Raw genomic sequence first — 23,498 nt, 5'->3', positions numbered from 1 at the left:
AATGCCCTATTTCATGCTGCGCGCCACCGACAAGCCGGGCACGGGCGACCTGCGCCTTGAGACCCGGCCGGTGCATCTGGATTATCTGAACAGCCTGCCCGACGTGTTCCGCATGGCCGGAGCCCTGTTGGCCGAGGACGGTCAGACCGTGGTCGGGTCGCTGATGATCATCGAGGCCGACGACCTGGATTCCGCACGCGCCTATGTGGAGGGCGATCCCTTCGCCCAGGCGGGGATCTTCGCCACCACCGAAATCCTTCCCTGGCGCTTGGCTATCGGGAAGCCCGCCTGAGCAATCCCGCGCGCCCCGCCTCTGGCGTCCGGCTTTGCACCCTTGATGAGGTGGCTGAGCCGGGAGCCAAGGGATTCCGCTTCCGCACCGGCGAGGCGATGTTCGCCGGCTTCGTGGTGCGGCGGGCCGGGACGCTGGTCGGCTATGTGGACTCCTGCCCCCACGCCGGTTGGCCCCTGGCGATGATGGACCGCTACCTGACGCGAGATGGAAACGCCCTGCTTTGCGCCGGCCACGGGGCGCTCTTTCGGCCTGACGACGGGGTCTGCACCGTGGGCCCTTGCGTCGGCGAACGCCTGACGCCCTGGCCCGTGGCCGTCGAGGATGAGTGGATCGTCACAAGCTGACGGCAACATGCGTCCCTGATGCGCGTTGGCGTGTAAGGAGGGCGTATGTGGTTCCAAATCCAGGCCAGACTGACCTATCATTTCGCGTCGCCCTGTGAGGTGCTGCTGCTGCTGGAAGCCGCACGTAGCGCTGATCAGGCCGTTCATGGCGAGCGACTGACCATCACCCCCGCCGCCTCCATTTCACGCCTGGACGACTCCGTCACCGGCGAGCGCCGCGCCGTCTTCACCGCCGAAGGCGAGGTCGAGGTGGCCTATGACGCCGAGGTCGAGGTCCTGCATCGCAGCGGCGACCTTGTCGGCGCGCCAGCCGTGCCGATCCGCGATCTGCCTGGCGAGGCGCTGCGCTACCTGCGCGCCAGCCGCTATTGCCCATCGGACCGGTTCGAGAGCTTCGTGGAGCGGGAATTCGCCCGCCTGTCCGGCGGCGACAAGGTGGCCGCCATACTCGAATGGGTCGGCGGGCATCTGGACTACAGAGCGGGGGTCAGCGACGCGGCGACCACGGCGATCGACACCTTCGTGGACCGGGCGGGGGTGTGTCGCGACTTCACCCACCTGGTCATCTCGCTGTGCCGGGCCGCCGATATCCCGGCCCGCGCGGTCAGCGCCTATGCCTGGAAGCTGGAGCCGGCGGACCTGCATGCCGTAGCCGAAGTCTATCTCGGCGGCAGATGGCGACTGGTGGACGCCACCGGGAAAGCGCCCGTCGAGGGCCTGGTCCGGGTCGCGACCGGGCTGGACGCCGCCGACATCGCCTTCATGAGCATCTTCGGCCGAGCGCAACTGATCAACCAGAGCTTCGGCATCCAGCAAGGCCGGGCCAAGCGCGGCTAGTCTGTCAGGGGATGGGTTCCGAGGCGAATTCCGCGAGGTCGGCGATCAGGCCCTTGGCGGACAGTTCCACCAACTCGCCGCCCTTTTCGGGCGTGGCGAGCGCCGGGTCGGAGCCCATGCGGCCGTCAGCGAAGCGGGCGCGGAAGTCCAGCGCCTCGCGGATGGGGCCGGTAGGCGCGATCTTGGGTTCATAGTCGGCGGTCTTGATGGCGTCCCGATAGGCCCACTGGGTCACCGCGATCTCGGACGGGGTGGCGTGGCTGCCGTGGCCTGACGGGAACTGGCGGTTGGCCAGGGCGTGAACGCCCGGCAGGTCCCACCAGTTCTTCAGCTTGCAGGCGAAGCCCGCGCGGCGGCCCAAATAGCTGAACTCGGAATAGATTTCGGAGAAGGCGGCCTCGATGGTGGCGACGTTTCCGCCGTGGCCGTTGAGGAAATAGATCCGCTCGAAGCCATGTCCGGCCAGCGAGCGTACCCAGTCGCCGATCGCGGCCATGAAGGTGCTGGGGCGCAGCGAAATGGTGCCGGGGAAGGCCAGGTGATGCTGGGCCATGCCGATGTTGAAGGTCGGGGCGACCAGGATGTCAGCCGTCTTCTGGGCTTCGTTCGCGATAATCTCGGGGCACATCCAGTCGGTGCCAAGAAGGCCCGTGGGGCCGTGCTGCTCATTGGAGCCGATCGGGACGATGACGGCCTTGGAGCGCGTCAGAAAAGCCTCGATCTCGGGCCAGGTGGACTGGTGAAGCAACATACCGCGCGCCTTGTCTGAAAGCCGTATCCGGCGCGGTCGTAGCCCCTAACGGCGGGGGCGGGAAGGGGGCTTCAAATCGCCCCCTCGGCGGTCTTACAGCGCGGCCTGCACGAACAGGACGATCGGCAGAACGGCCAAGGCCAGGCTGGCGACGAGCGCGGTGTTGTTCACATAGGCGAACATGTTCGTATTCCTTTGGATTTGGTCGCCAAGCCTTAGAGGGCTTGAACGAAGATGATCAGGGGAAGCACGGCCAGGGCGAGGCTGGCGAGCAGGGCGGTGTTGTTCACTTGGTTGGTCATTTTCGTCTTCCTTCAGGTCTTGGTTGGGAGCGCCGCGGCCCCGATGAGCGAGTGAATACGCCCCGCCTTTTCCCAAGTCCCGTTAAGGCTGCGTCATGACCTCCTTTTAAGAAAGTGACGGTCCTGTAAGGGTTTAGAGCCGCATCAACCTTTGAGCGCCAAGCGCTTGCGCTTCATCGCGCGGGGACGCCCACCGGTCGCAATCTGGTCAACTTGATTGGGATGACGTCGCTACTGAGGCTTGGCCCTTGCGCCGGATTTGGGGGAACCATGCGTCATCTGATCATTGCGGCTGTTGTCGCGCCTTTGTGCCTGGCGGGCGCAGCCGGAGCCCAGGAGACCGCGACGCCCAAGGCTGCGCCCGTCGCGGCGACCCAGCCCACGCCTCCGCCGATCAGCCCGGGCCGCCGCAAGTATCAGTCAATCTTCCCGGTCAACACGCCCAAGGAAGTGCTCGACCCTCTCAAGGCCGAGGAAGGTGTCTGGACGGCGCAGGTCGAGCTCTATGTCGGCAATACGGCCAAGCAGCCGATCCGCAAGACCGGCGTGCAGACCAACCGGCTGGTGTCCAAGGGCAACGCCATCATCAACGCGTTCAAGTACGACGATGGTTCGTACGAAGGCACGGGGATGTGGGGCTGGGACGCCTACACCAACCGCTACACCGGCACATGGATCGACAGCGATACTCACCTGGTGCGTCATGACGTCGGCTATTACGACGCGGACACCAAGGTCTTCCGCTGGGAGGCCGACACGATGCAGCCAGACGGCGTCACCACCCGCATGCGCATCCGCCAGGAGTTCCAGGGCGATGTGCGTCTGTTTCAGATCGACGTGATGGACGCCAAGACCGGCGAGTTCAAAAAGCTGATCATGATGCGGTTCACGCGCCGCGAGGCCTGAGCCCCGCGGCACGCGCCAGTCAGATCTTGCTAGGGTAGATCGGGGCGATATCGACCGGGATGTCGCCCATGGCGACGATCACCTTCCGGGCGTTGTCGTCCAGCTTTGCGTGCTGATCGAAGAAGGCGGTCATGCCGGCGCGGTCGCCGGTGGCCTGCAGGCGAACGAGGTCGGCGGTCAGGTCGCGGATGCCCGCCTCCATCTTGGCCTCATCCACGCGGAAGCGGCCCGCGCCCGCATCCCAGACCAGCGCCCCCTTGGCCTTCAGATAGCCGAACTGGAGGGCCGCGCCGCGGCCATGAGCCTCCTGCGCCCCAAACCGGACAGAGCGGAAGATGCCGGCGGCGTAGGTGTTGAGCAGTTGTGATTTCTCGGCGGTGGGCAACTCGTTCTTCTGCATCATGAACAGCAGGTTCAGCGCGCCCATGACGTCGGCCTTGGCTTCCTCGCTGGCCGAATAGATGTCGGTCAGTTCAGCGTTCACCGTGGTCGCGCGACCACCCACGGTGATGGAGCCGGGGCCGAGGCTGTGGGCCAGCTCATGGAACAGGGTCCCAAGGGTCATGTACTTCTTGACCACGAGGGCCGCCTGATCGGCCACCAGGATGCGGCTGGCCATCGGCGCCAGGATACGGTCGTACTTGGCGCCCAGAACGTTGGACAGGATGACCTTCTTGGCGCCCTTGGCCTCGCGCACCCGTTCGTCATTGGGCAGGTTGAACGCGATGGTCTGCGGTCCATGCAGATTGTCGCCGCCGCCACGCACCTGTTCGGCCACCGCGATGGGCGAGTCGCCGCCCCGCTTGAAGTTCTTGTAGGCGTCGGGGACCGGAAGATTGGCCTCCATGGCTGGCAGATAGGCCTTGTACTTGTCGAGCGCCGAGCTCTCGGTCGGATCCTTCAGGGTGACGAAGGCCTCGAAGGCTGTCTTGGCCCCCATGATCTCGTCCGTATAGACCTCGTAAGGGCCGATCGCGACTTCGATGGGCGTGTCCTTCAGGTCCATCCAGGCCATCTCGGACGCGAAGTAATCGTTGGTCCGGAACGATTGAGCCCGAAGGGTCAGGAACTTCTTGAGGCTGGGGTTGGTGGTCACGCCGGCGGCCTGTTCCAGGAGGGCGGCGGCCTTCTCCAGCTCGGCCTTGTACTCCACCGAATAGGGCACGGCGACGAGGCGGTCGCCCTCGCGCTTGACCACCGTGTAGCCATCGGTCAGGGCGGCCTTCTGGTCGGGATGGGCGGCCAGATAAGCCTCGAACTCGGCCTTGGTCATGCCGGCCGGGTAAAAGCCATGGCCCGGCCCATCGCCCGCGGACTGCCGGGCGTAGATCGTGGTCATGACGTCGGCCGCCTCGATCAGCAGGTTCACCACCTGCCGCTCCTCGGCGGAGAGGAAGGCGGTGTTGACCTGCATGTTGATCGGGGCGAGTTCCGGGGTCGCGGGCTTGGACGCTGCGGCGGGCGGCGTGTCGGGCTTGCGGTCACAGGCGGTCAGGCCGGTGCCGGCCAGGACCAGCAGAGGGGCGAGGGCGATCAGTCTACGCATGGCGTTTCACTCCGTTTGGAGCGGACTGTGATCGGCGTTTAGGACCCCTTGCAAGCCGCTTTGCGACAGACGCGCCTAATCCTCGACCGCCGGCTCCACCAGGAAATGCCCTCGCAGGGCGGCGATCGGCGCGGCCCGCTGCTCCTGCCACGCTTCGACGTGAACATTGGCGATGCGGCGGCCGATCTTCTTGACCTGAGCGCGGGCGTAGGTGGTCAGGGGGCGGCCCGAGCGCAGGTATTCGATGGAGACGTCGATGGTGCGCGGCTGGCGCTCCAGCGGCTGCGAGACCATCAGCTGGGCCAGGGCGGTCATCTCCATCATCGCGCCGAGCACCCCGCCATGGAGGGCCGGCAGCATGGGGTTGCCGATAAGATGCGGCGAGGCCGGCAGGATGATGGTCATTTCATCGCCGGCCAGTTCAGCGTGAACCCCCAGGAACTTGGCATACGGAATGCGGCCAAGAACCGCGGCGAGGCGGTCGCTCTCCTGCGTCATTGGGCGGCTCGCGGCGGCTTGAGATTGGCCCCGGCTTTGCGGCCGGCGCTGGAGTCCAGCATGAAGGCGGCCTGAGCCGCCGCGACGGGATCGTCGGGATCGACATCGTAAGCCACCGCCCGCACGAAGGCGACCGAGCGGGTCAGCTTGTAGCAATGGGCGCGGGCCAGGATGTCCTTTCCCGCCACGGCCGGGCGCATGTAGTCGATGCGCAGGTCCAGGGTGGCGATGGAGGTCCAGGTCTCCATGGCCGCATGGACCGCCTGGCCGCAGGCATGGTCCAGCAGGGTGGTGACCACGCCTCCAGCGATGACGCCCGTCTCGGGATCGCCCACGAGCTGCTCATGATAGGGGACCTTCAGCACCGCGCCGCTGGGGTCGATGGAGATGGTCTCAAGGCCCAGGGCCGCCGCCTGAGGGCTGCCCTTGTTCATGCCGAGGGCCAGATTTCGGAACCGTTCGAGGTCGTCGCTCATACTAGGCTTATAGCGCCCGAAAGGCTCATATCCAGATCGTGCTGAAACCCGAGAGCCTCCTGTGTCCCCGGCCCGACGGCCTCTACTGTCCGCCCGGGGACTTCTACATCGATCCGGTGCGGCCAGTGGACCGCGCCGTGATCACCCATGGCCACGCCGACCATGCCCGCGCCGGCCACTATATGGTGGCCGCAACGCCCCAGACCCTGGCGATCATGGGCGAACGTTACGGCCGCGACTTCGCCCACACGGTCGAGCCCATCGAGTATGGCCAGACGATCACCCGAAACGGGGTGGAGATCACCCTGGTCCCGGCGGGCCATGTGCTCGGCTCGGCCCAAGCGGTGGTGAAGTGGAAGGGCCTGACCATGGTGGTCAGCGGCGACTACAAGCGCCGCCGCGACCCGACCTGCCTGCCGTTTGAACCCGTCCCTTGCGACGTATTCATCAGCGAGGCGACCTTTGGCCTGCCGATCTTCCGCCACCCGCCGGACACCGACGAAATCGCCAAGCTGCTCAAATCTGTGAAGCAGTTTCCGGAACGCACGCACCTGGTCGGGGCCTACGCCCTGGGCAAGGCGCAACGGATCATCATGCTGCTGCGCGAAGCCGGCTGGGATCGGACAATCTACATCCATGGCGCGCTCGAACGGCTATGCGCCCTCTACCAGACGCAGGGCCTCGATCTTGGCACGCTGGCTCCCGCCACCAGCGGCGCAGCCAAGGGACAATTCGCGGGCGAGATCGTGGTCGCCCCGCCATCGGCTCTGCAGGACCGATGGTCGCGTCGCTTCCCCGACCCGGTTTCGGCTTTCGCGTCCGGCTGGATGCGGGTGCGGGCCCGCGCGCGGCAACGGGGCGTCGAGCTGCCGATCATCCTGTCCGACCATGCTGATTGGGATGAACTGGCCGCCACCATCACCGAGCTGAAACCCGGCGAGGTTTGGATCACTCATGGCCGCGAGGAAGCACTCCTGCGCTGGTGCGAACTTCAAGGGATCAAGGCCCGCGCCCTGGCCCTGGTCGGCTATGAGGACGACGAGGACGACGGTTGACCCTACCATCCGTGCAGTAGCCGAACGACGTTCCGTCTGATCAAGTGCGTGAAACCAAGCCTGGGGCGCGCACAGTGACGACTTCGACCACCACCGCCATGCGGACCGATCCCTTGACCGAGCCGGCCCTGACCCGCGCCGGCGCGGCGCGCCTGGATGTCATCGACCTGCTGCGTGGCCTGGTCATCATCCTGATGGTGCTGGACCATGCGCGCGATTACTTCCACGCAGAGGCGTTCCTTTACGATCCCGTGGACCCAGCCAGGTCGAACCTGGCCGTGTTCGGCACACGCTGGATTACCCACCTGTGCGCACCAACCTTCGTCTTCCTGTCAGGCGTCTCGGCCTATCTGCAGCGGGCCAACGGCAAGACGCCGACCAGCCTGTCGCGCTTCCTGCTGACTCGCGGCCTTTGGCTGGTGTTCCTGGAGATCACGCTGGTCAGCCTTGGCTTCAATTTCGGCCCTGTGTTGTTCATGCAGGTCATCTGGGCGATCGGCGCCAGCATGGTGCTGCTGGCCGCACTGACCTGGGCGCCGCCGGCGGTGGTGGGCGCGCTCGGCGCGGTCATCATCATCGGTCACCCAGCCCTGGCCGGCGTCGATGCGGCCGACTTCGGCTCATGGGGCCTGCTCTGGGGCTTCATGATGGAGCTGACCCTGATCCCGGGCCTTGGCTTTGTGGCCTATCCCCTTTTGCCCTGGGCCGGGGTGATGTTCCTCGGCTATGGCCTGGGCGGGTTGTTTCTGAAGGCGCCGCAGGAGCGGCGGCGGACAGTGCTGTTCGTGGCGCTGGGCATGCTGGCGGCGTTTGCGGTGCTGCGCGGGTTCAACGTCTATGGCGACCCGGTTCCATGGAGCATTCAGGCCAGCCCTGAACGGACAGCGATGTCGTTCATGAACCTCTTCAAATACCCGCCGTCCCTGCTCTATGTGCTGGCGACGCTGGGCGTGTCCCTAATGCTGTCCCTGCCGCTGGAGCATCTAAAAGGGTTACCCGCGCGCGTGCTTCTGGCCTTCGGGCGGACGCCGCTGTTCACCTATGTGCTGCATATCTACGTACTGCACCTGGGCGCCTTGGCGATCGCGGCGGCCACCGGATTCGATCCATCGATCCTGATTAACTTCGTGGTCGATCCGAGCCGTACGGTGAAGGCTGGCTGGGGTTTCGGCCTGCCGATGGTCTACCTGCTGTGGGCCCTGACAATCGCGGCGCTCTATCCGCTGTCGGCCTGGTTCGCGGGCGTGAAGCGCCGCCGCCGCGACTGGTGGCTCAGCTACCTCTAGTTCAGGACCCGGAAACTGGCGCTGGCGCGGGCGATCGTCGCCCCGTCCGCCGTCACGCCGGCTTCAGCGAAGCACAGGGTCTTGCCCGCCTTTACGAAGTGGGTGTCGAAGGCCAGCCACTGGCCCAGCTTGGCCATGCCCAGATAGTCGAGACTGAGTGAGACGGTCACCAGCCCCTTCGCCTCGACGCCCTGCCCCTCCAGCGCGCGACCGCAGGACAGGCCCATGGCGTTGTCGACAAGCGCCGCGATCAGACCGCCATGCAGAAGTCCGCGCGAGTTGGTGTGGGGCTCGCGCACCTCCAATCCCAGGATGAGGCGATCGTCGAGAGTCCGCGCGAAGAGCGGCTCCCATGGATCGGTGACGGGACTCTTGCGAGCATGCGGTTCGAAACCATCAGGAGGCATAAGGGCCACGGAAATCTCCTTTGCGCACGAATTAAACATTCGTTTGAATAAATGTCCATTAATAACGCAACCATGATCATGATCCGCCTCAGTCGCCCTTCAGACGTGCCCCGCCTGTTTGACATCTGGCGTGACGCCGTCACCGCGACCCACGACTTCCTCGCGGCCGAGGACTTCGAATTCATCAGCGGAATGGTCCGCCAATCCTACCTGCCTGAGGCAGTGCTGCATGTCGTGGTGGACGCCTCCGACCGCCCCCTGGCGTTCATGGGCCTTGATGGCGACAAGGTAGACACGCTTTTCGTCGATCCCGCCCACCATGGCGCCGGCCTGGGCCGCGCCCTGATCGAGACGGCGCGGGCGAGAGGCATCCCCCTGAAGGTGGACGTCAACGAGCAGAACACCCGCGCCATCGGATTCTACGAGCGGCTGGGCTTTCGTCTCGCGGGACGGTCGGAGACCGACAGCGCCGGCATGCCCTACCCCCTGCTGCACCTGAGTGAGGTCTGACAGCGGAACCTGGGCCATCGACGGGGGGTTTGGCCTGGATGACAGACGAACCCAAAATCCCGTCCGAGCCCGTCAAGGAAGGCGGCGTCAAGACACCCGACTCCACGCCCTCCCCTTCCGAAGAGAACGGCATGATCGGTGACGCCGCGCCTGGCGGCGTTCAACCTGACGAGCCAAAGGACGACGAGGGCGGCATGGTCGGCGAGGGCTGAGCCTCCTATCCTGACCCCATGCGCGCCTTCGCCCATCTGCTCGACCGGCTATCCCTGACCAGCTCGCGCAATGCCAAGCTCGTGCTTGTGCGCGACCATTTGGCCAATGTCGCTGATCCCGACAGGGGGTGGGCGCTGGCGGCCCTGACCGGCGAGCTTTCATTAAACGCCGCCAAGCCCGCCTTCGTTCGCAAGGCGGTCGAGGCGCGGATGGACCCGGTTCTGTTCGGCTGGTCCTATGATTTCGTGGGCGACCTCGCCGAGACCGTATCGCTGGTGTGGCCCGCCCAGCCGGGCGCCAACCGTGAGCCGGAACTTAGCGAGGTCATCGACGCCTTGCGCACGGCCAGCCGAGCGGAGGTCCAGGCCCTGATTGAGCGATGGCTGGACGCACTCGACCCCGACGGCCGATGGGCGTTGCTAAAGCTAGTTACAGGCGGCCTGCGCGTGGGCCTGTCGGCGCGGCTGGCCAAGCAGGCCTGCGCCGACCTGGCCGCCCTTAACGGGCAGGAGGTCAGTGTCGCTGAGATCGAGGAACTGTGGCACGCGGTCGAGCCGCCCTATGCCGACCTGTTCGCCTGGCTGGAAGGCCGGGCGGACAAGCCGGACGCCGACCACCCTGGCCGCTTCCGGCCCGTGATGCTGGCCCACGCCATCGACGAGGCGGTCGACTTTCCGAAACTCGATCCCTCCGACTACGCCGCCGAGTGGAAATGGGACGGCATCCGCGTGCAGGCGGTGAGCGAGCGCGGCGTGCGCCGCCTCTACACCCGTACGGGCGACGATGTGTCCGGCAGTTTTCCCGACGTGGTCTCGCAGCTCGATTTCGAGGGCGCGCTGGATGGTGAGCTGATCGTCCTGCGCGACGGGCATCTCGGCGCCTTCAACGACCTGCAGCAGCGCCTGGGCCGCAAGGCGGCGGACGCCAAGCTGCTGGCTGCCTATCCAGCCGGCATCCGAGCCTATGACCTGCTGCTGGATGGCGAGGAAGATTTGCGCGCCCTGCCCTTTTCCGAGCGACGCAAGCGGCTGGAGGCCTTCGTCGCCCGCATCGCTAGTCCCCAGATCGACCTGTCGCCGCTGCAGCCTTTTGAAACCTGGGAGGAACTGACCGCTCTGCGCGCCGAGCCGCCCGAGGGCGACGCCCAGCTATCTGAGGGTCTCATGCTCAAGCGGTGGGACAGCGCCTATGAGGCAGGCCGGCCCAAGGGCCCCTGGTTCAAATGGAAACGCGATCCGCATCTGATCGACGCGGTGCTGATGTACGCGCAGCGCGGACACGGCAAGCGGTCGAGCTTCTATTCCGACTACACCTTCGGCGTCTGGCGTGAGGACGCTGAAGGCGAGCGCTCCCTGACGCCCGTGGGCAAGGCCTACTTCGGCTTCACCGACGAGGAGCTGAAACTGCTGGACAAGTTCGTGCGCGACAACACCACCGACCGCTTTGGCCCCGTTCGGGCGGTGAAGGCCGGGGTGGATTTCGGCTTGGTGCTGGAAGTCGCGTTCGAGGGGCTGCAGCGCTCTACCCGTCACAAGAGCGGGGTGGCGATGCGCTTTCCGCGGATCAGCCGCATCCGCTGGGACAAGCCGGCGCGTGAGGCGGATGAGCTGGCCACCCTGGAGCGGATGCTAGGCTAGGTCAGAGCGCGCCAAGCCACGTAGACGGCGGTCGTGAGGATCATCAAGGCAAAGAGCCGCCTCGCGACCTGGGCCCTTGAAGCCAGCGCGCGGGCGGCGGGGAGCCCAATGGCTGTTCCGCCGACTCCTCCGGCCACCAAGGCTAGAAAGATATGCCAGTCCACGAGCCCGGACACCGCATAATTGGCGGCCGTCGCGCCTCCGAACAGGGTCACCGAGACGAGTGACGAAGCGGCCGCGTTGGCCAGTGTCATGCCCGTGGCCGCCATCAGGCCCGGGGCGATCAGAAATCCGCCCCCAATGCCAACGAACCCCGCCGCAAAGCCGACCAGCAATCCCACCGGGGCCAACCTAAGCGCCAGCCTCCCGTCCAAGCGAACCGAAGGGTCGCCTAGCGATCTCGCCGGTCGCAGCATCGACAGGGCCACTTGACCCGCCCCGCCCTGGCCTGGGCGGCGAGGCCAGCCATGGCGTTGACCGCCACGGCGGCTGCCGATGTTCCTATCGCCACGTGCGGATCACTCACGCCGACGAAGTAGAGAAGCAAGGGCGTAGCGAGGACAGAGCCGCCGCCGCCGAAGACGGTCAGCAACAGCCCGACCAGCGCGCCGCTCGCCACCGCGGCGACCATCATCGTCGAGGCGAAATCCATGGATCAGGCCGCGCGATTCCAAGGCGCCAAGGCCAGCAGGCGGGCCATGCCGCAAAAGCCTGTGATCCCCGCCATCAGCAGACCAGCGCCAACGAAGATGGGAACACCGAGAAAGCCAGGGTGGACCAGAACCCCGAGCAGGGCGCCGATCAGGACGAGGCCGCCGGCGCCGATCTGCACCTGACGCATCATCTCCAGCGGCGCGTTGGGGTTTTCGCGCACCGGCATGCCTTGACGGGTCCAGGCGTCCAGGCCGCCTTCCAGCACATAGGCGTCACCCTCGACGGCGGCCGCCAAGCGGTCGCAATTGGCGCCGGTCCGCATGCCGGTACGGCAGGTGAAAACGACCTCCCGCGAAGGCTCGATCTTGAGAGCGGCGCGCTCGAAACTGGAAAGGGGCCGCGACAGGGCGCCAGGGATATGGGCCCGGGCGTATTCGTCAGGCTCGCGGACATCGACGAGGACGGCGCGGCCGATCTTCAGGCGCGTGGCGACTTCAGCGGGACTTAGGGGGATCAGACGGGCGGTCATGGCTATTCCTCATATCCGGGGGACAGAAGATCTCCGCGAGCGTCGCCACCACCCGAACAGCTGCTGGGTCTTCAATCCGGTACCAGATCGTCTGGCCCTCCCGCCGGGTGGCCACCACCCCCTCCTCCCTCAACACCGCCAGGTGCTGGGAGAGTGCGGATTGGGATAGCCCGACGACAGGCTGCAGTTCGCCGACGGAGCGTTCGCCGTCAGTGAGCTGGCACAGGATCATCAGACGCCGCTCGTTGCCGAGTGCGCGCAAGAGCTTGGCCGCCTGCGCCGCATTGGCTTCGAATTGGGCGATGTCGAATTTCACGAGATCGAACATGAGGCTCATATATCAGTTGATTCTAATTTAGCAATCCCTAATATGCAGGAACACCTCTCAGGAGACCCGCGATGCCCCCCCTTGTTCAAGCCTTCTTCGATCCAGCCACCTCTACGGTCAGCTATATCGTCTCCGATCCGCAAAGCCGTCAGGCCGCGATCGTCGATCCGGTGCTGGACTTCGACCCCAAGGCCGCGCGGATCACCACCACCTCGGCCGATCGACTTTTGGCGCACATCGCCGACCAGGGGTTGGCGCTGACCTATGTGCTGGAGACTCATGCGCACGCCGATCATCTCTCCGCCGCAGAACTGATCCGCGAGCGCACGGGCGCCAAGATCGTCATCGGCGCCCACATCACTGACGTACAGAAGACCTTCGGCCCGCTGTTCGACGCTGAGGACGTCCGTGCGGACGGGAGCGCCTTTGACTATCTGATCGACGAAGGCCAGACCCTGCCCCTGGGCGAGCTGGACATTTCGGTTCTGCATACCCCAGGGCACACGCCTGCCTGCGTGACCTATCGGATTGGCGACGCCGCCTTTGTCGGCGACACGCTGTTCATGCCCGACTACGGCACGGCGCGGGCTGACTTTCCCGGCGGAGACGCGGCGGTGCTCTATCGCTCTATCCGCAAGATTTTGGACCTGCCGCCGGAAACTCGGATCTTTGTCGGCCATGACTATCAGCCCGCAGGGCGTGAACCGGCGTGGGAGACCACGGTAGCGGCCGAGCGCGAAGGCAACGTCCACGTCCACGACAGTGTCGGCGAGGCCGAGTTCGTGGCCATGCGCGAGGCGCGGGATGCGACCTTGGCCGCCCCGACACTGATCCTGCCTTCGCTGCAGGTGAACATCCGCGCCGGCGCCCTGCCTCCAGCCGAGCCTTCGGGCCGGGTGTTCCTGCGCCTGCCGGTGAACGCGATCTAGCCGTTGAAGGCCCGGATAGCGAGGATGATCCGGGTCTGGATGGCTTCGTCCATATAGGGGTGCATCGGCAGGGCCAGAACCGTTTGCGCCTTGGCCTCGGTCACCTTCAGGCCGCCTTCGCCGCGCGGGAAATGGGCATAGGGCTCCTGGATGTGCATGGGCACCGGATAATAGACCGCCGTCGGCACGCCTTGGGTCTTCAGATAGGCGGCGAGGCCGTCGCGGTTTTCATGTTCGATGACGTACTGCGCCCAGACCGACTGTCCGCCATCGATCACCTTGGGCGTCGCCAGCACCGCGCCCTTGAGACCTTCGGCATAGCGGTCGGCCACCACCTGGCGCATGCCGATCTCCTCTTCGAAGATCGCCAGCTTCTCGATGAGAATCGCCGCCTGCAAGGTGTCGAGGCGCGAATTCATCCCGATGCGGGCGTTGAGATATTTGGCCTCATGCTCGAAGACGCGGCCGTTCAGGTCCGCCGCCACCGCCTTGCCGTGGACCCTATAGCTGTCCATCAGGTCCCACAGGGCCTGATCGTTGGTCAGGACCGCCCCGCCGTCGCCATAACAGCCCAGCGGCTTTGCCGGGAAAAAGCTGGTGGTGGCGACATCCGCCCAGTGCAGGGGATGCTTGCCGCCCAAGGTGCAGCCAAAGCCCTGGGCGCTGTCGGAAATCAGCTTCAGCCCCTCGCGGTCGCAGATGGCGCGCAGGGCCGGATAGTCGGCGGGCTGACCGAACAGGTCGACGGCGATCACCGCGGCGGGCTTCAGCTCGCCCTTGGCCTTTACGCCCGCGATGGCGGCCTCCAGCTGCACAGGGTCGATATTGAAGGTGTCAGGCAGGATGTCGACGAAGACTGGCGTCGCGCCGGTCCACGGCACGACTTCCGGCGTGGCCGTGAAGGTGAAGGACGGACAGAACACCGCTTCCCCCGCACCGATCCCCCAGGCCATGAGCGGCAAGGCGATGGCGTCGGTGCCATTGGCGCAGGACAGCGCCAGCTTGGCCTGGCCGAAGGCGGCGAGCTTGGCTTCGAACTCGCGCACCTCGGGTCCCATGACATAGCCTCCGTGATCGAGGACGCGCGCCATGGCGGCGTCGAGGCGGTCGCGGATACGCCGTTGCTGGGCAGCCAGATCGATAAAGGGAATCATGCTCATAAAGCGGCCTCTTAAGGCCGTCCGGCGCCGCTTTCGAGACAATCCCTGTAACCGAGTATTTCGGCCCATGGCCCGGCCGGCGGAACGGCGCTATTGATCAGCGATTGGCCATAGGGGATGGGCATGGATCTGGATGCGGCCGGCGTAGGCGCCACCAACGGCTTGATCGGCGCGGCCGTCGAGCGGCCTGCCGGCAAGGCGGGCGACCACCACGGGACCTGCGCTGACTGCGGCGCGGAGACCAGCGGGAAGTTCTGCTCCAACTGCGGCCAGCCCACCCACGTCCACCGCTCGCTGCTGCATCTTGGCGAGGAGATTTTGCACGGGGTCATGCACTTCGACAGCCGCATCTGGCGCACCCTGCCGCTGCTGTTCCTCAATCCAGGCCGCCTGACGCGCGAGTGGGTCGAGGGCAAACGCTCGCGCTATGTCTCGCCGCTCGGCATGTATCTCTTCACGGTCTTCGTGGTGTTCATGCTGCTTAGCTTCGCGCCCGCCGCCCGCCAGGAAGGCCAGCCGGCCGCCAACAATAAGCCAGAGGTGAGCGGCACTACCCTGTTCCGCGCCGCCAACGAGGTGACTCAGGCTGAAGTAGCCAAGGAAAATTTGCCGGCCAGCGCCACGGCGCAACAACGACAGGCCGCCGACGCTCGCATCGCAACGGCGCGCAAGGCCCTTGATGAGGCCAACGAGGCGATGTCGAGCGATCCCACGCCGCCGGACGTCGCGGTGATCTCCGCCGACTGGTCCAAGGAGATTCAGTCCTTGGCCGCAAAGGGAGAGCTGAAGGCGAACACGGGTAACAAAGCCTTGGATAAAAAGCTCAATAAGAAGCTGCAGAACCCGGAACTGGCGCTCTATAAAATCCAACAGACCTTCTACAAATTCAGCTTTTTGCTGATCCCGATCTCCATACCCTTCGTGGCCCTGTTATTTCTGTGGAAGCGGCGATTCACGCTCTACGATCACGGGGTGTTCGTTCTCTACTCCCTGACCTTCATCGCCATCCTCTTCCTGCTCGGTTCAGTGGCCATGTGGGCCGGCGCCCAGCTGAACTTGGTCAGTCTGGCCGTCATGCTGGCGATACCCGCCCATATGTTCGCTCAGCTAAAAGGCGCCTATGGCCTAAGCGTCTTCTCCACCAGTTGGCGTCTGTTCATGCTGCTGAACTTCTGCGCGGTGACCCTGTGCCTGTTCCTGACGGCCATCATAATGCTGGGCCTGACGGGTTAACCATTCCGGTAAGCTTAACAGTTTACTAACGGCGAGACTTTGCCTTAACGTTGTTCTCCAAACTGCTGGGGGGCAGGTCGTCCGCGCATGGAGGCGGGGATGACGACGGGGGGAGCGTCTGTAGTGAACAAGACACGTGGTCGTGGATTTTCGGGCCTGGCGTTGAGCGCCGTGGTGTGCGCCAGCTACTGGCTGCTTGCCGACAATTATCGCGCCTATCGCCTGGTTCGCCGCACGGGCAACAAGCTGTTCCACCGCAATGAAGAGGTTCAGGAAGAACCGGCCCTGGCCGCCGACGCCGTGGTCATCGAAGGCTTTCGCCATTCGGGCAACAGCTTCCTAGTTGGCAACGTCGCGCCCTCGGATATCCACCGCGTCCACTCTCATTCCCACCGCGCCTTCGCCCTGCGTGAAGCGGTGGAGTCGAGCGTGCCGACCGTCGTGATGATCCGCGATCCGCTGGAAGCGGCCCTATCCCTGCGCCACCGCTCGCATAGCGCCGATGTCATGGCCTGGGGCGTCCGCTTCACGGCCTTCACGGCCCTGGTATGCTGGCTGGGCTACTACCGCTCGGTCTGGAAGCTGCGGCGGGGAATCACTTTCGTCCAGATGGAGGATATGGCCGTCGACTGCCGCGCCGTCTTCGCCAAGGTCAGCGCCGCTACGGGCCTAAGCTTCAAGGAAGAGACCTCCTACGCCACCCGCCACCGTTTCGACGGCGCGCGGCCGGAGCAGAACCTGTCCTGGGCTTCTCGGCTGGTCCTGGCCCAGGCCCGCAGACTGCATGCGTCGATCTGCGCCTATCCCGAAGCCGCGCATGCCGAAACGCGCATGACGCCCGCCCTGGCGACCGTCTAGACCGGCGCGGGCTTTCCGGGGCGAAATGAGCGGCTGAACATCCCGCTCAGCGTCGCCGGCTCCGGCGTCGCCGTGACCCAGGCCTTGCCCTCCGCGACGCTCGCCACGGCGGCGTCGAACATACGCCGCATGCTGTCGGTGTCGAATTTCACCATGCTGCCGTGATTGGGGTCATAGGGGATTGAGGCGATCTCCAGCGGAACCCCCGCGCCCGCGCAGAAAGTGGCGGCCACGCTGATCGCCTGGCGGTAGGAAAACCGCAGCATGGTGTCGAAGCTGCGCATCAGGATCGCGGGCAGATTGCTGGGCGTGGTTCGCGGCGCCGGATCCAGGACGGTGTTGACGATCACTCTCACCCGCCCGCCGCGGAAACGGCGACCGATGTTGCGGTCGCGCAGCAGCGCCTCGGGCAGGATGAACAGGGGAGCGGCGACACCGCCGTCCACATGCATCTCTTCGAAATCCTCATCGTCAGCGCGGCTGGCGATCAGACGCGGCGGGAACAGGCCGGGCAGGCTGGCGGAGGCGGCCAGGACGTCCCGGAACAACTTCAGGGCTGCATCGCTGTCGCCAGGTCGGGCGTAGGAGGCGATCGCCCCCATGTCCCAGATGCAGGCCTGCTGACGATCAAGGTCGGTGGTCGCCACGAACAGCCGCCGCCCCTCGGCATGGGCGCGGGCTACGGCCAGCAGCAGGTCCTCGTCCACGAACGGGGCGATGAGCGCGTCCATCGACTCGGCGCGTAATAGCCCGCCCAGCCCTGGAATCGCCTTGCGCAGTGTCAGGAGGCGCGCGGCATGCCCTCCGGTATAAGCTTCGGTCAGTCGCTCATCCCACGCCGAGCCGAGGAAGGCGAAGGGCGCGATCAGGGCCCCGGTCGAAACGCCCGTGACGATGGCGAAGTTGGGTCTGCGGCCGGCCCGCGAAAGACCGACCAATATGCCGGCTCCGAACGCGCCGCCTGCGGCTCCGCCCGATACGGCCAGGATTTCGAACGGCGTGCGCGACCACAAGGAACGGGGCGCCGCTATGCGGTCGGCGGCCGCCGTCAGGGCGTCCTGCGCCTCGGTGACCGTCAGACGAACGCCTTCGAAACCCCTCGGCTCAGCCCCGGCGGGGCTATGCGCCAACCGCCGCCGGCGGCGCGGATCAAGGACAGGCGAAGGCGTGTCGGACTTCGGCAAGGGCTCTCCCTCCAGGACGCGGTCGTGCTTCTTCCTAACACCCAAGGCGGGGGGCAGGTCAAAGCCCGCCTGGGAAGCCTGAGCGGAACCTCGTGCGAGAGGGACCGTTGACGAGCCGGGGCGCAGCTATATTCCAAAGACATGCAGACAAACGCACCGCAGGAAATCGAACAGGCCGTTCGCAACCCGATCACCCTGGACGAGAATCTCGTTCGCAAGGCCGTGGACGTGCTCGGCTCCTTCGCCGTCAATTTCGTTGTCGCCGTCATCATCCTGCTGGTCACCTTCTGGCTGGCCAAGACGCTGTCAGGCGTTGTGCGGCGCTCTCTGACCCGCGTTCATCGGCGCAATCCCGATCCGACCCTGGCCAGCTTTGGCGCGTCCTTGACGCGCTATGTGATCATTTTCGTGGGCGTCATCGCCGTGCTGCAGCAGCTGGGCGTGCAGACGACATCCATCCTGGCGGTGCTGGGCGCGGCGTCTCTGGCGGTCGGTCTGGCGCTGCAGGGAACACTGTCGAACGTGGCGGCCGGCGTGATGCTGCTGATCTTCCGCCCCTATCGAGTGGGAGACACCATAGAGACGGCGACCCGCAAGGGCGTGGTCACATCGCTGGATCTGTTCGTCACCGAACTGGCCATGGGGGACAACACCAAGGTCATCGTGCCTAACGGCAAGGTCTTCGGGGATGTGATCCTCAACTACACCCACTATCCGCGCCATCGCGCCGACCTGGTCTGGAAGGTCCCCTACAAGACGGACATTCCCGCCATGCTGGAGGCGCTGAACGCGCGCATCGCCGCCGACCCGCGCATCCGCAAGGACCCGCCCCCGGTGGTTGAGATCACCGCCATGAGCGAAGCCTTCGTCGAAGGCGCGGTGCGGGTGTGGACGGCGCGCGAGGACGAGGGCTCGACCAAGTCGGACCTGCTGCTGGCGATCCGCATCCTGTCCGAGGACGCCCAGGCCGACCTGCCGCCCCTGCACCCGCCCGCGCCCAAGCCGACGGCGAGCGAACGCCGCCGCAAGCGTCACCTCAGCCTCAAGGCCCTGGCGCGCAGCAAAGTATCGCCCAACAACAATGGGTTAACGCCCGAATAACCCTGAACCGGCTCACCCCCTCAAGGCCGCGCCGTTCGCCGCACAAATCAAGCCGCTCATCGATACGCCGCGCCGCAGCATAGCGTAAGGACTTACTCATCTACTTAGTTTCCAAAGTGGATGGAGTCGGCCATGCCCATCGAACGCGTCAATCTCAACTGGCGGAATGAACAATCCGACGGCCCCGCCTTGGGCGGCGCCATGTCCAATGACGGCCGCTATGTCGTCTTCATGAGCACGGCCGCCGACATCCTTGGTGGGCCGCCACGCGGCGCGCAAATCTATCTGCGAGACATGGAGACGGACTCCACCCAACTGATCACCCGGACCGGCGTCGGGGGCGATGTGCGGGGTGTCGGCATCAGCGCCGACGGCCGCTATGTGGCGTGGAGCTCCGACGCCGACAATGTCGTCGAGGGTGACGAGGACGGACGCTTCGACGTGTTCGTTCTTGATCGCGACAGTGGCGAAGTGCGCATGATCAGCGACAGTCTTGAGTACGACTGCTTCTTCGATGGAGCCATCTCGGCGGATGGTCAGAACATAGCCTATTTCGAAGACCGCTCGGTTGATCTTCCGGGTGACGATCGAGGCCTGATCAAGAACGTCCAAACGGGTGAGGTGCTTGTCGATACAGACGAAAGCTGGACCTATTCTGGAAAGCGTATGAACTACCAGGGCATATTCTGGGTTGCCGATGGAGAACATACAAATGAACTGCATTGGGCCGAATCCAAGAGCTACACAATGCGGCGCGACACGGGATCACTTATTGGTAATAACTACTCCAATAGCTTAAGCTCATCCGCAGACAACTGGAATTTTTCCTGGGGAATATTGGGAGACTCGGGGCTTTTCGGACAAATTCAGTGGAGCAATGCATATAGAAATGTTAGCGAGATGCTATATGGAGCCTATTTGTTCTCGCTACCCAATTCCACCAAGCCGACATATTTAGAACAAGTCCGAGGATTGAAAGGGGAACTCTGGACTGTATTTACTTCGAACTTCGATTACACAACCCATGAGTTCAACGGCGGATGGGCGATATATGTCTGGGATGGCATTTCGACCAATGCCGGCTCACACACGCCGGTAATCCACGAATTGGCCATGGTCGAGGGGGCGACATCCAACCCGTTCTTGGATGTCCGCTTTTCCCCGAACGGCCACTATGTGAGCTTTGTAACCAACCGGCCGATGGTGGCTGGGGATACCAACGGCGCACACGACGTCTATCGCGTGGAAAATCCGCTTTGGAGCGGTGAGGGGCAAGGGGGCGAACAAGAATTTCCCGATCCAGACGCCTGGATCATGGGAACGCCTGACGAAGACGAGCTGATCGGCACCGGGCGGGATGATCGGATTGACGCCCTTGCCGGCGACGACAAGGTCCACGCCTCGGTGGGCGACGACCTTGTCTATCTGCGTGAGGGCGACGACGAGGCTTATGGCGGGCTGGGCGACGACGAGATTTACGGTGGCGACGGCGACGACGTCATCTCGGGCGACGAAGGCCAAGAAGCCGCAGGCGGGGACGACTTCCTGTTTGGCGGCGCCGGCGAAGACGACCTCTACGGCGAGGAGGGTGACGACGAGCTGGACGGCGGCGCGGACGACGACGCCCTGTTCGGCGGCGAGGGCGACGACCGGATCGAAGGCGGCGACGGGGACGATCACCTGGATGGGGGCCGGGGTGACGATATCCTGGCTGGCGACGATGGCGACGATGTCCTTTTCGGTGACTGGGGCGACGACAAGTTCACCAACGATGATGGCGATGACATCATTGATGGTGGCGACAACCAGGAAATCGGCGACGACATCGACACGGTCTACATGCTGGGCCGGGCCTCGAACTACGAGTTCGAGGACGCGTTCGACAACGAGATCGGCCAGTTCGTCACCACCAGCACCTCGCTGCTAGACGGCGAAGTCGATCGTATGATCCGCATCGAACGCGCACTGTTCGAAGAGCTTCCGGACAACGAGGTCGAGAGCCAGGGCCCCTTGGAGATGTTCGCGCGAGCGGCCCTGGCCTCCTACGAGGACGAGGCGAGCCTCGGCTACGGCTGGCGGCCTCTATCGGCGCTGGAGCTCGGCATCCGCATGGGGGCCATGCAGGAGGAAGAAGAGTGGGGCTACAACTTCAAGAACGGGGTCTATGACGCCTTCGAAGAAGCGCCAGGTCCAGGCGGACCTCTCATCAACGCCAACGCCCATGTCTACTTCGGTAAGGTGGCCGGCCAGAACACGCTGATGCTGGCCTTCCGGGGCACTGATCAGGGGTCCGACCTGGCGGACTATCCGCAGTTCGCCATGCACTACGCCAAGTATGAGCCGCTGATTCAGGCGGTGCTGGATTACGTGAACAACGACGGTCACACCCGCGGCGGTGAAGCGATCGATCGGGTCTATGTCACCGGCCACAGCTTGGGCGGCGCCATGGCGCAGCTGTTCATGCAGGACGAGCGCGTCCAGTTCGACGATCGCTTTAGTGCGGTCAGCTTCGGCTCGCCGGGGGCCGAGAAAAACACCGGCGATCCGCGGATGCTGCATGTCGAGCACACGGCTGACCTAGTGCCATTCGCTGGCGACATTGCACGGGGACTCGGCCCTCTCGCCTGGGGCCTAGCCTGGTTGCTCGATAAATTCGTCGACAACCCTCGCGACTACCGCACATCGGGCGGTGTGATCCGCGTGTCGCTTCAAGAAAGTGATCTGCCTACCGTTCAACATTCAATGGACCATTATTTGGCCTCGTCCCTGCGACTGGACGGCTACGATGAGGTCCTCAACGACCTGGGCTTCGACGGCGCCCCGAGCAGCGTGTTCAACGTCGCCGTAGCGTCTGATGCCGGTGGCGAACTCGACGGCGCCAGTCCTATCCGGCCAGCCCTTCTGCGGGGTGTGGCCTATACGGACGGCTCGGAGGTCTTTCTCCTAGGGGAAGGGGCCGACGAAATCACCGGCGGATTGGGGCGTGACGTCTTCGCTGGCTCCTTCGCCCAATTCCAGAACGACACCATCACCGACCTCGGCGACGGCGACCGCATTACGCTGTTGGGCGACTATGACGGCGCTCAACTGAATTACACCCCATGGGCGAACCCTCGTGAAGGCGGCACGCTGCGCATCACCCATGGGACGGACCACACCGTGATGACGATCCTCGGGTGGCACCCGGGAGACTTCGCCCCTGAGACGCTCAACGGCATGACCACGTTCGTCTACGAAGGCTCGATCGGCTTGGGCGGCGGGGCCGCGAAAGACGATCTATCTGGCGGAGACGGCGACGACCTTATCGAAGGCGCGGGCGGCGACGACACCCTCGCGGGCGGCCGCGGCGACGACGAGATCGTTGGGGGAGAAGGTTCCGACACCATCTACGGCCAGCAGGGCGATGACCTCCTCTACGGCGACGACCGCTCCACCCTGGCCCTCGACGTCGGTTTGCGCTCAACTCCGACAACGGCCTTTGCTCCCGGTGATGTCGATACCGCGGCCTGGACCGTCGCCCGCAATAACTACAGCGTCACCGTCCAAGCTGACGGCGGAGTGCTGGTCACAGACCTTCGCTTCCGATCGCCAGACGGCACGGACACCCTGTACGATTTTGAGGCCTTTCAATTCAGCGACCGCACCTACACCCTGGCGGAGCTCATCGAGACACCGCCTCCGCCACCGCCACCGCCGGGCCAGGGCGAAGAACCCGGCAGCCCAGTGGCCACCGTCGCGGGCTGCGTGGAGATATTCGAACGAATGAGCCTTGGGCGCGCGCCTGACGCGACAACGCAACGGCATCTGGCGTCGATCGCCGACCAAGCCGCCAAGGGCGTGATCTCAGAGCCCCAGGCTCTGCTGCGGATCGCCGAGTTGCATGACGCCGCCACCGCCGTGGCGCTGCAGACGTATCAGTTCTTCACAGGCAAGACGCCGACATCCGACGGCCTCGCCTGGCTGGTGAATTCGACCGGCAACGCGCAAGACCTCAACGACGCCTACTATGCGGCCTTTAATCAGGAGAGCCGCTACATCAACTTTTCGGTCAACCTGGCCCTCAGCTCAGCCAACGCTGGGAAGTTCGCGCAGGACTATGCCGGCCTGACATTCAGTCAAACAATCAGCAGCGCTTATGATCTGGTCATCGGAGACCAGCTGGCCAGGTCCCACTACGTGGATACGGCCGCTGCTGTCGCGTTCTTCGGGCGAGCGGAGAACATCGATTTCCTCACTCGTTTGGCGGGCGGGTCCGACAATCCCGATCTGTTTATGAAGGCGGCTGTGATCGGTCAGATGCTGTCGATCGGAGCCGGCACGAGCTTTGGCCGCTATAGCGCCGCGTCAAACCAGTATCTTGTCGCTCTGGGCCTCGATGAGGCGGTTTCGGAGTCGATCGACATGATCAGCCACTTCGGGGTCTACAACACACCAACGATGCATCTGGACTGGGCGTAGG

General features: G+C 64.8%; 23 protein-coding genes and 2 pseudogenes. 14 read left to right on the top strand and 11 right to left on the bottom strand.

Annotation, left to right across the window (positions count from 1 at the left end):
- The first annotated feature begins 1 nt into the window (after position 1).
- From O5K31_RS01810 to O5K31_RS01800, 3 genes are read left to right on the top strand one after another with little or no spacing between them, the layout of a single operon-like run.
- Positions 2–292, top strand: a complete 291-nt coding sequence (locus tag O5K31_RS01810; RefSeq protein ID WP_269715425.1) for a YciI family protein — start codon at positions 2–4, stop codon at positions 290–292.
- A 50-nt stretch (positions 293–342) separates the two neighbouring features.
- Positions 343–639 carry a Rieske (2Fe-2S) protein gene (locus tag O5K31_RS01805; protein WP_269715424.1) on the top strand — a complete coding sequence of 99 codons (297 nt, stop codon included), beginning with the start codon at positions 343–345 and terminating at the stop codon, positions 637–639.
- 45 nt (positions 640–684) lie between these two features.
- On the top strand, positions 685–1,476 hold the full coding sequence (locus tag O5K31_RS01800; protein WP_269715423.1) for a transglutaminase-like domain-containing protein: 792 nt from the start codon (positions 685–687) through the stop codon (positions 1,474–1,476).
- Positions 1,477–1,480: 4 nt separating this feature from the next.
- Here the strand turns inward: O5K31_RS01800 and O5K31_RS01795 are convergent, their stop codons facing one another.
- The gene (locus tag O5K31_RS01795) at positions 1,481–2,227 is read right to left on the bottom strand and encodes a creatininase family protein (RefSeq protein WP_269715422.1); all 747 of its coding nucleotides are present in this window, start codon (positions 2,225–2,227) and stop codon (positions 1,481–1,483) included.
- 93 nt (positions 2,228–2,320) lie between these two features.
- The gene (locus O5K31_RS18375; RefSeq protein WP_442867745.1) at positions 2,321–2,410 is read right to left on the bottom strand and encodes a hypothetical protein; all 90 of its coding nucleotides are present in this window, start codon (positions 2,408–2,410) and stop codon (positions 2,321–2,323) included.
- 389 nt (positions 2,411–2,799) lie between these two features.
- Between O5K31_RS18375 and O5K31_RS01790 the strand changes: the two genes are divergently transcribed.
- Complete coding sequence (locus O5K31_RS01790) at positions 2,800–3,435, top strand: DUF1579 family protein (RefSeq protein ID WP_269715421.1); 636 nt, start codon at positions 2,800–2,802, stop codon at positions 3,433–3,435.
- Positions 3,436–3,454: 19 nt separating this feature from the next.
- On the opposite strand, the gene O5K31_RS01785 is transcribed toward O5K31_RS01790, so the two are convergent.
- The 3 genes from O5K31_RS01785 to O5K31_RS01775 form a co-directional block, all read right to left on the bottom strand.
- Complete coding sequence (locus tag O5K31_RS01785; protein ID WP_269715420.1) at positions 3,455–4,981, bottom strand: dipeptidyl-peptidase 3 family protein; 1,527 nt, start codon at positions 4,979–4,981, stop codon at positions 3,455–3,457.
- Positions 4,982–5,056: 75 nt separating this feature from the next.
- Complete coding sequence (locus O5K31_RS01780) at positions 5,057–5,479, bottom strand: PaaI family thioesterase (RefSeq protein WP_269715419.1); 423 nt, start codon at positions 5,477–5,479, stop codon at positions 5,057–5,059.
- Complete coding sequence (locus O5K31_RS01775) at positions 5,476–5,955, bottom strand: PaaI family thioesterase (RefSeq protein ID WP_269715418.1); 480 nt, start codon at positions 5,953–5,955, stop codon at positions 5,476–5,478. The genes O5K31_RS01780 and O5K31_RS01775 overlap by 4 nt, the downstream gene beginning before the upstream one ends.
- A gap of 25 nt (positions 5,956–5,980) precedes the next feature.
- Here O5K31_RS01775 and O5K31_RS01770 point away from each other — a divergent pair.
- Together O5K31_RS01770 and O5K31_RS01765 are read left to right on the top strand one after the other, a co-directional pair.
- A pseudogene (locus O5K31_RS01770) lies at positions 5,981–7,010 on the top strand (ligase-associated DNA damage response exonuclease); the annotation flags it as partial.
- A gap of 74 nt (positions 7,011–7,084) precedes the next feature.
- On the top strand, positions 7,085–8,296 hold the full coding sequence (locus O5K31_RS01765) for a DUF1624 domain-containing protein (RefSeq protein ID WP_269715417.1): 1,212 nt from the start codon (positions 7,085–7,087) through the stop codon (positions 8,294–8,296).
- Here the strand turns inward: O5K31_RS01765 and O5K31_RS01760 are convergent.
- Entirely contained in the window at positions 8,293–8,703 is a 411-nt protein-coding gene (locus O5K31_RS01760; RefSeq protein WP_332367281.1) for a PaaI family thioesterase, read from the bottom strand. The two genes, O5K31_RS01765 and O5K31_RS01760, sit on opposite strands and share 4 nt — an antisense overlap.
- A gap of 72 nt (positions 8,704–8,775) precedes the next feature.
- Here O5K31_RS01760 and O5K31_RS01755 point away from each other — a divergent pair, with 72 nt between their 5' ends.
- Genes O5K31_RS01755 through O5K31_RS01745 form a run of 3 tightly spaced genes read left to right on the top strand, consistent with a single transcriptional unit; the run spans position 8,776 to position 11,063 of the window.
- Complete coding sequence (locus O5K31_RS01755; protein ID WP_269715416.1) at positions 8,776–9,213, top strand: acetyltransferase; 438 nt, start codon at positions 8,776–8,778, stop codon at positions 9,211–9,213.
- Positions 9,214–9,251: 38 nt separating this feature from the next.
- Entirely contained in the window at positions 9,252–9,425 is a 174-nt protein-coding gene (locus tag O5K31_RS01750; protein WP_269715415.1) for a hypothetical protein, read from the top strand.
- Between the two features lie 18 nt (positions 9,426–9,443).
- Positions 9,444–11,063, top strand: coding sequence for a cisplatin damage response ATP-dependent DNA ligase (locus O5K31_RS01745; protein ID WP_269715414.1), 1,620 nt, complete (start codon positions 9,444–9,446; stop codon positions 11,061–11,063).
- On the opposite strand, the pseudogene O5K31_RS01740 reads toward O5K31_RS01745, so the two are convergent.
- The 3 genes and pseudogenes from O5K31_RS01740 to O5K31_RS01730 form a co-directional block, all read right to left on the bottom strand.
- Positions 11,060–11,697: pseudogene (locus O5K31_RS01740) on the bottom strand (sulfite exporter TauE/SafE family protein). The gene O5K31_RS01745 and the pseudogene O5K31_RS01740 sit on opposite strands and share 4 nt — an antisense overlap.
- A gap of 21 nt (positions 11,698–11,718) precedes the next feature.
- Positions 11,719–12,246 (bottom strand): rhodanese family protein, encoded by a 528-nt coding sequence (locus tag O5K31_RS01735; protein ID WP_269715413.1) that lies wholly within the window; start codon positions 12,244–12,246, stop codon positions 11,719–11,721.
- Positions 12,212–12,574: an ArsR/SmtB family transcription factor gene (locus O5K31_RS01730; protein ID WP_269715412.1), complete on the bottom strand. Its 363-nt coding sequence runs from the start codon at positions 12,572–12,574 to the stop codon at positions 12,212–12,214. The genes O5K31_RS01735 and O5K31_RS01730 overlap by 35 nt, the downstream gene beginning before the upstream one ends.
- Before the next feature lie 71 nt (positions 12,575–12,645).
- Here O5K31_RS01730 and O5K31_RS01725 point away from each other — a divergent pair, with 71 nt between their 5' ends.
- The gene (locus O5K31_RS01725; protein ID WP_269715411.1) at positions 12,646–13,503 is read left to right on the top strand and encodes an MBL fold metallo-hydrolase; all 858 of its coding nucleotides are present in this window, start codon (positions 12,646–12,648) and stop codon (positions 13,501–13,503) included.
- Here O5K31_RS01725 and O5K31_RS01720 read toward each other — a convergent pair.
- Positions 13,500–14,663 carry a DegT/DnrJ/EryC1/StrS family aminotransferase gene (locus O5K31_RS01720; RefSeq protein ID WP_269715410.1) on the bottom strand — a complete coding sequence of 388 codons (1,164 nt, stop codon included), beginning with the start codon at positions 14,661–14,663 and terminating at the stop codon, positions 13,500–13,502. The two genes, O5K31_RS01725 and O5K31_RS01720, sit on opposite strands and share 4 nt — an antisense overlap.
- Positions 14,664–14,786: 123 nt before the next feature.
- Here O5K31_RS01720 and O5K31_RS01715 point away from each other — a divergent pair, with 123 nt between their 5' ends.
- Positions 14,787–15,896: a DUF3667 domain-containing protein gene (locus tag O5K31_RS01715; protein ID WP_269715409.1), complete on the top strand. Its 1,110-nt coding sequence runs from the start codon at positions 14,787–14,789 to the stop codon at positions 15,894–15,896.
- Between the two features lie 123 nt (positions 15,897–16,019).
- The gene (locus O5K31_RS01710; RefSeq protein WP_269715408.1) at positions 16,020–16,754 is read left to right on the top strand and encodes a hypothetical protein; all 735 of its coding nucleotides are present in this window, start codon (positions 16,020–16,022) and stop codon (positions 16,752–16,754) included.
- On the opposite strand, the gene O5K31_RS01705 is transcribed toward O5K31_RS01710, so the two are convergent.
- On the bottom strand, positions 16,751–17,938 hold the full coding sequence (locus tag O5K31_RS01705; RefSeq protein WP_442867744.1) for a patatin-like phospholipase family protein: 1,188 nt from the start codon (positions 17,936–17,938) through the stop codon (positions 16,751–16,753). The two genes, O5K31_RS01710 and O5K31_RS01705, sit on opposite strands and share 4 nt — an antisense overlap.
- Positions 17,939–18,079: 141 nt before the next feature.
- On the opposite strand from O5K31_RS01705, the gene O5K31_RS01700 reads away from it, so the two are divergent.
- Together O5K31_RS01700 and O5K31_RS01695 are read left to right on the top strand one after the other, a co-directional pair.
- Complete coding sequence (locus O5K31_RS01700) at positions 18,080–19,039, top strand: mechanosensitive ion channel family protein (protein WP_269715407.1); 960 nt, start codon at positions 18,080–18,082, stop codon at positions 19,037–19,039.
- 132 nt (positions 19,040–19,171) lie between these two features.
- A complete protein-coding gene (locus O5K31_RS01695; protein ID WP_269715406.1) occupies positions 19,172–23,497 on the top strand; it encodes a lipase family protein in 4,326 nt (1,441 codons plus the stop codon).
- The last annotated feature ends 1 nt before the right edge of the window (position 23,498 follow it).

It is taken from the genome of Caulobacter sp. NIBR2454, from assembly GCF_027474405.1.
In the GTDB taxonomy this organism is placed as follows: domain Bacteria; phylum Pseudomonadota; class Alphaproteobacteria; order Caulobacterales; family Caulobacteraceae; genus Caulobacter.
Note: the sequence above shows the minus strand (reverse complement) of the source record. Positions and strands in the feature narration are given on the sequence as shown.

Excerpts from the sequence above, each read along its gene's own strand:
- O5K31_RS01780 (WP_269715419.1), bottom strand. The coding sequence starts at position 5,479 with ATGACGCAGGAGAGCGACCGCCTCGCCGCGGTTCTTGGCCGCATTCCG.
- O5K31_RS01785 (WP_269715420.1), bottom strand. The coding sequence starts at position 4,981 with ATGCGTAGACTGATCGCCCTCGCCCCTCTGCTGGTCCTGGCCGGCACC.
- O5K31_RS01695 (WP_269715406.1), top strand. The coding sequence starts at position 19,172 with ATGCCCATCGAACGCGTCAATCTCAACTGGCGGAATGAACAATCCGAC.
- O5K31_RS01745 (WP_269715414.1), top strand. The coding sequence starts at position 9,444 with ATGCGCGCCTTCGCCCATCTGCTCGACCGGCTATCCCTGACCAGCTCG.
- O5K31_RS01775 (WP_269715418.1), bottom strand. The coding sequence starts at position 5,955 with ATGAGCGACGACCTCGAACGGTTCCGAAATCTGGCCCTCGGCATGAAC.
- O5K31_RS01700 (WP_269715407.1), top strand. The coding sequence starts at position 18,080 with ATGCAGACAAACGCACCGCAGGAAATCGAACAGGCCGTTCGCAACCCG.
- O5K31_RS01725 (WP_269715411.1), top strand. The coding sequence starts at position 12,646 with ATGCCCCCCCTTGTTCAAGCCTTCTTCGATCCAGCCACCTCTACGGTC.
- O5K31_RS01790 (WP_269715421.1), top strand. The coding sequence starts at position 2,800 with ATGCGTCATCTGATCATTGCGGCTGTTGTCGCGCCTTTGTGCCTGGCG.
- O5K31_RS01795 (WP_269715422.1), bottom strand. The coding sequence starts at position 2,227 with ATGTTGCTTCACCAGTCCACCTGGCCCGAGATCGAGGCTTTTCTGACG.
- O5K31_RS01800 (WP_269715423.1), top strand. The coding sequence starts at position 685 with ATGTGGTTCCAAATCCAGGCCAGACTGACCTATCATTTCGCGTCGCCC.
- O5K31_RS01755 (WP_269715416.1), top strand. The coding sequence starts at position 8,776 with ATGATCATGATCCGCCTCAGTCGCCCTTCAGACGTGCCCCGCCTGTTT.
- O5K31_RS01720 (WP_269715410.1), bottom strand. The coding sequence starts at position 14,663 with ATGAGCATGATTCCCTTTATCGATCTGGCTGCCCAGCAACGGCGTATC.
- O5K31_RS18375 (WP_442867745.1), bottom strand. The coding sequence starts at position 2,410 with ATGTTCGCCTATGTGAACAACACCGCGCTCGTCGCCAGCCTGGCCTTG.
- O5K31_RS01810 (WP_269715425.1), top strand. The coding sequence starts at position 2 with ATGCCCTATTTCATGCTGCGCGCCACCGACAAGCCGGGCACGGGCGAC.
- O5K31_RS01760 (WP_332367281.1), bottom strand. The coding sequence starts at position 8,703 with ATGCCTCCTGATGGTTTCGAACCGCATGCTCGCAAGAGTCCCGTCACC.
- O5K31_RS01750 (WP_269715415.1), top strand. The coding sequence starts at position 9,252 with ATGACAGACGAACCCAAAATCCCGTCCGAGCCCGTCAAGGAAGGCGGC.
- O5K31_RS01715 (WP_269715409.1), top strand. The coding sequence starts at position 14,787 with ATGGATCTGGATGCGGCCGGCGTAGGCGCCACCAACGGCTTGATCGGC.
- O5K31_RS01730 (WP_269715412.1), bottom strand. The coding sequence starts at position 12,574 with ATGTTCGATCTCGTGAAATTCGACATCGCCCAATTCGAAGCCAATGCG.
- O5K31_RS01735 (WP_269715413.1), bottom strand. The coding sequence starts at position 12,246 with ATGACCGCCCGTCTGATCCCCCTAAGTCCCGCTGAAGTCGCCACGCGC.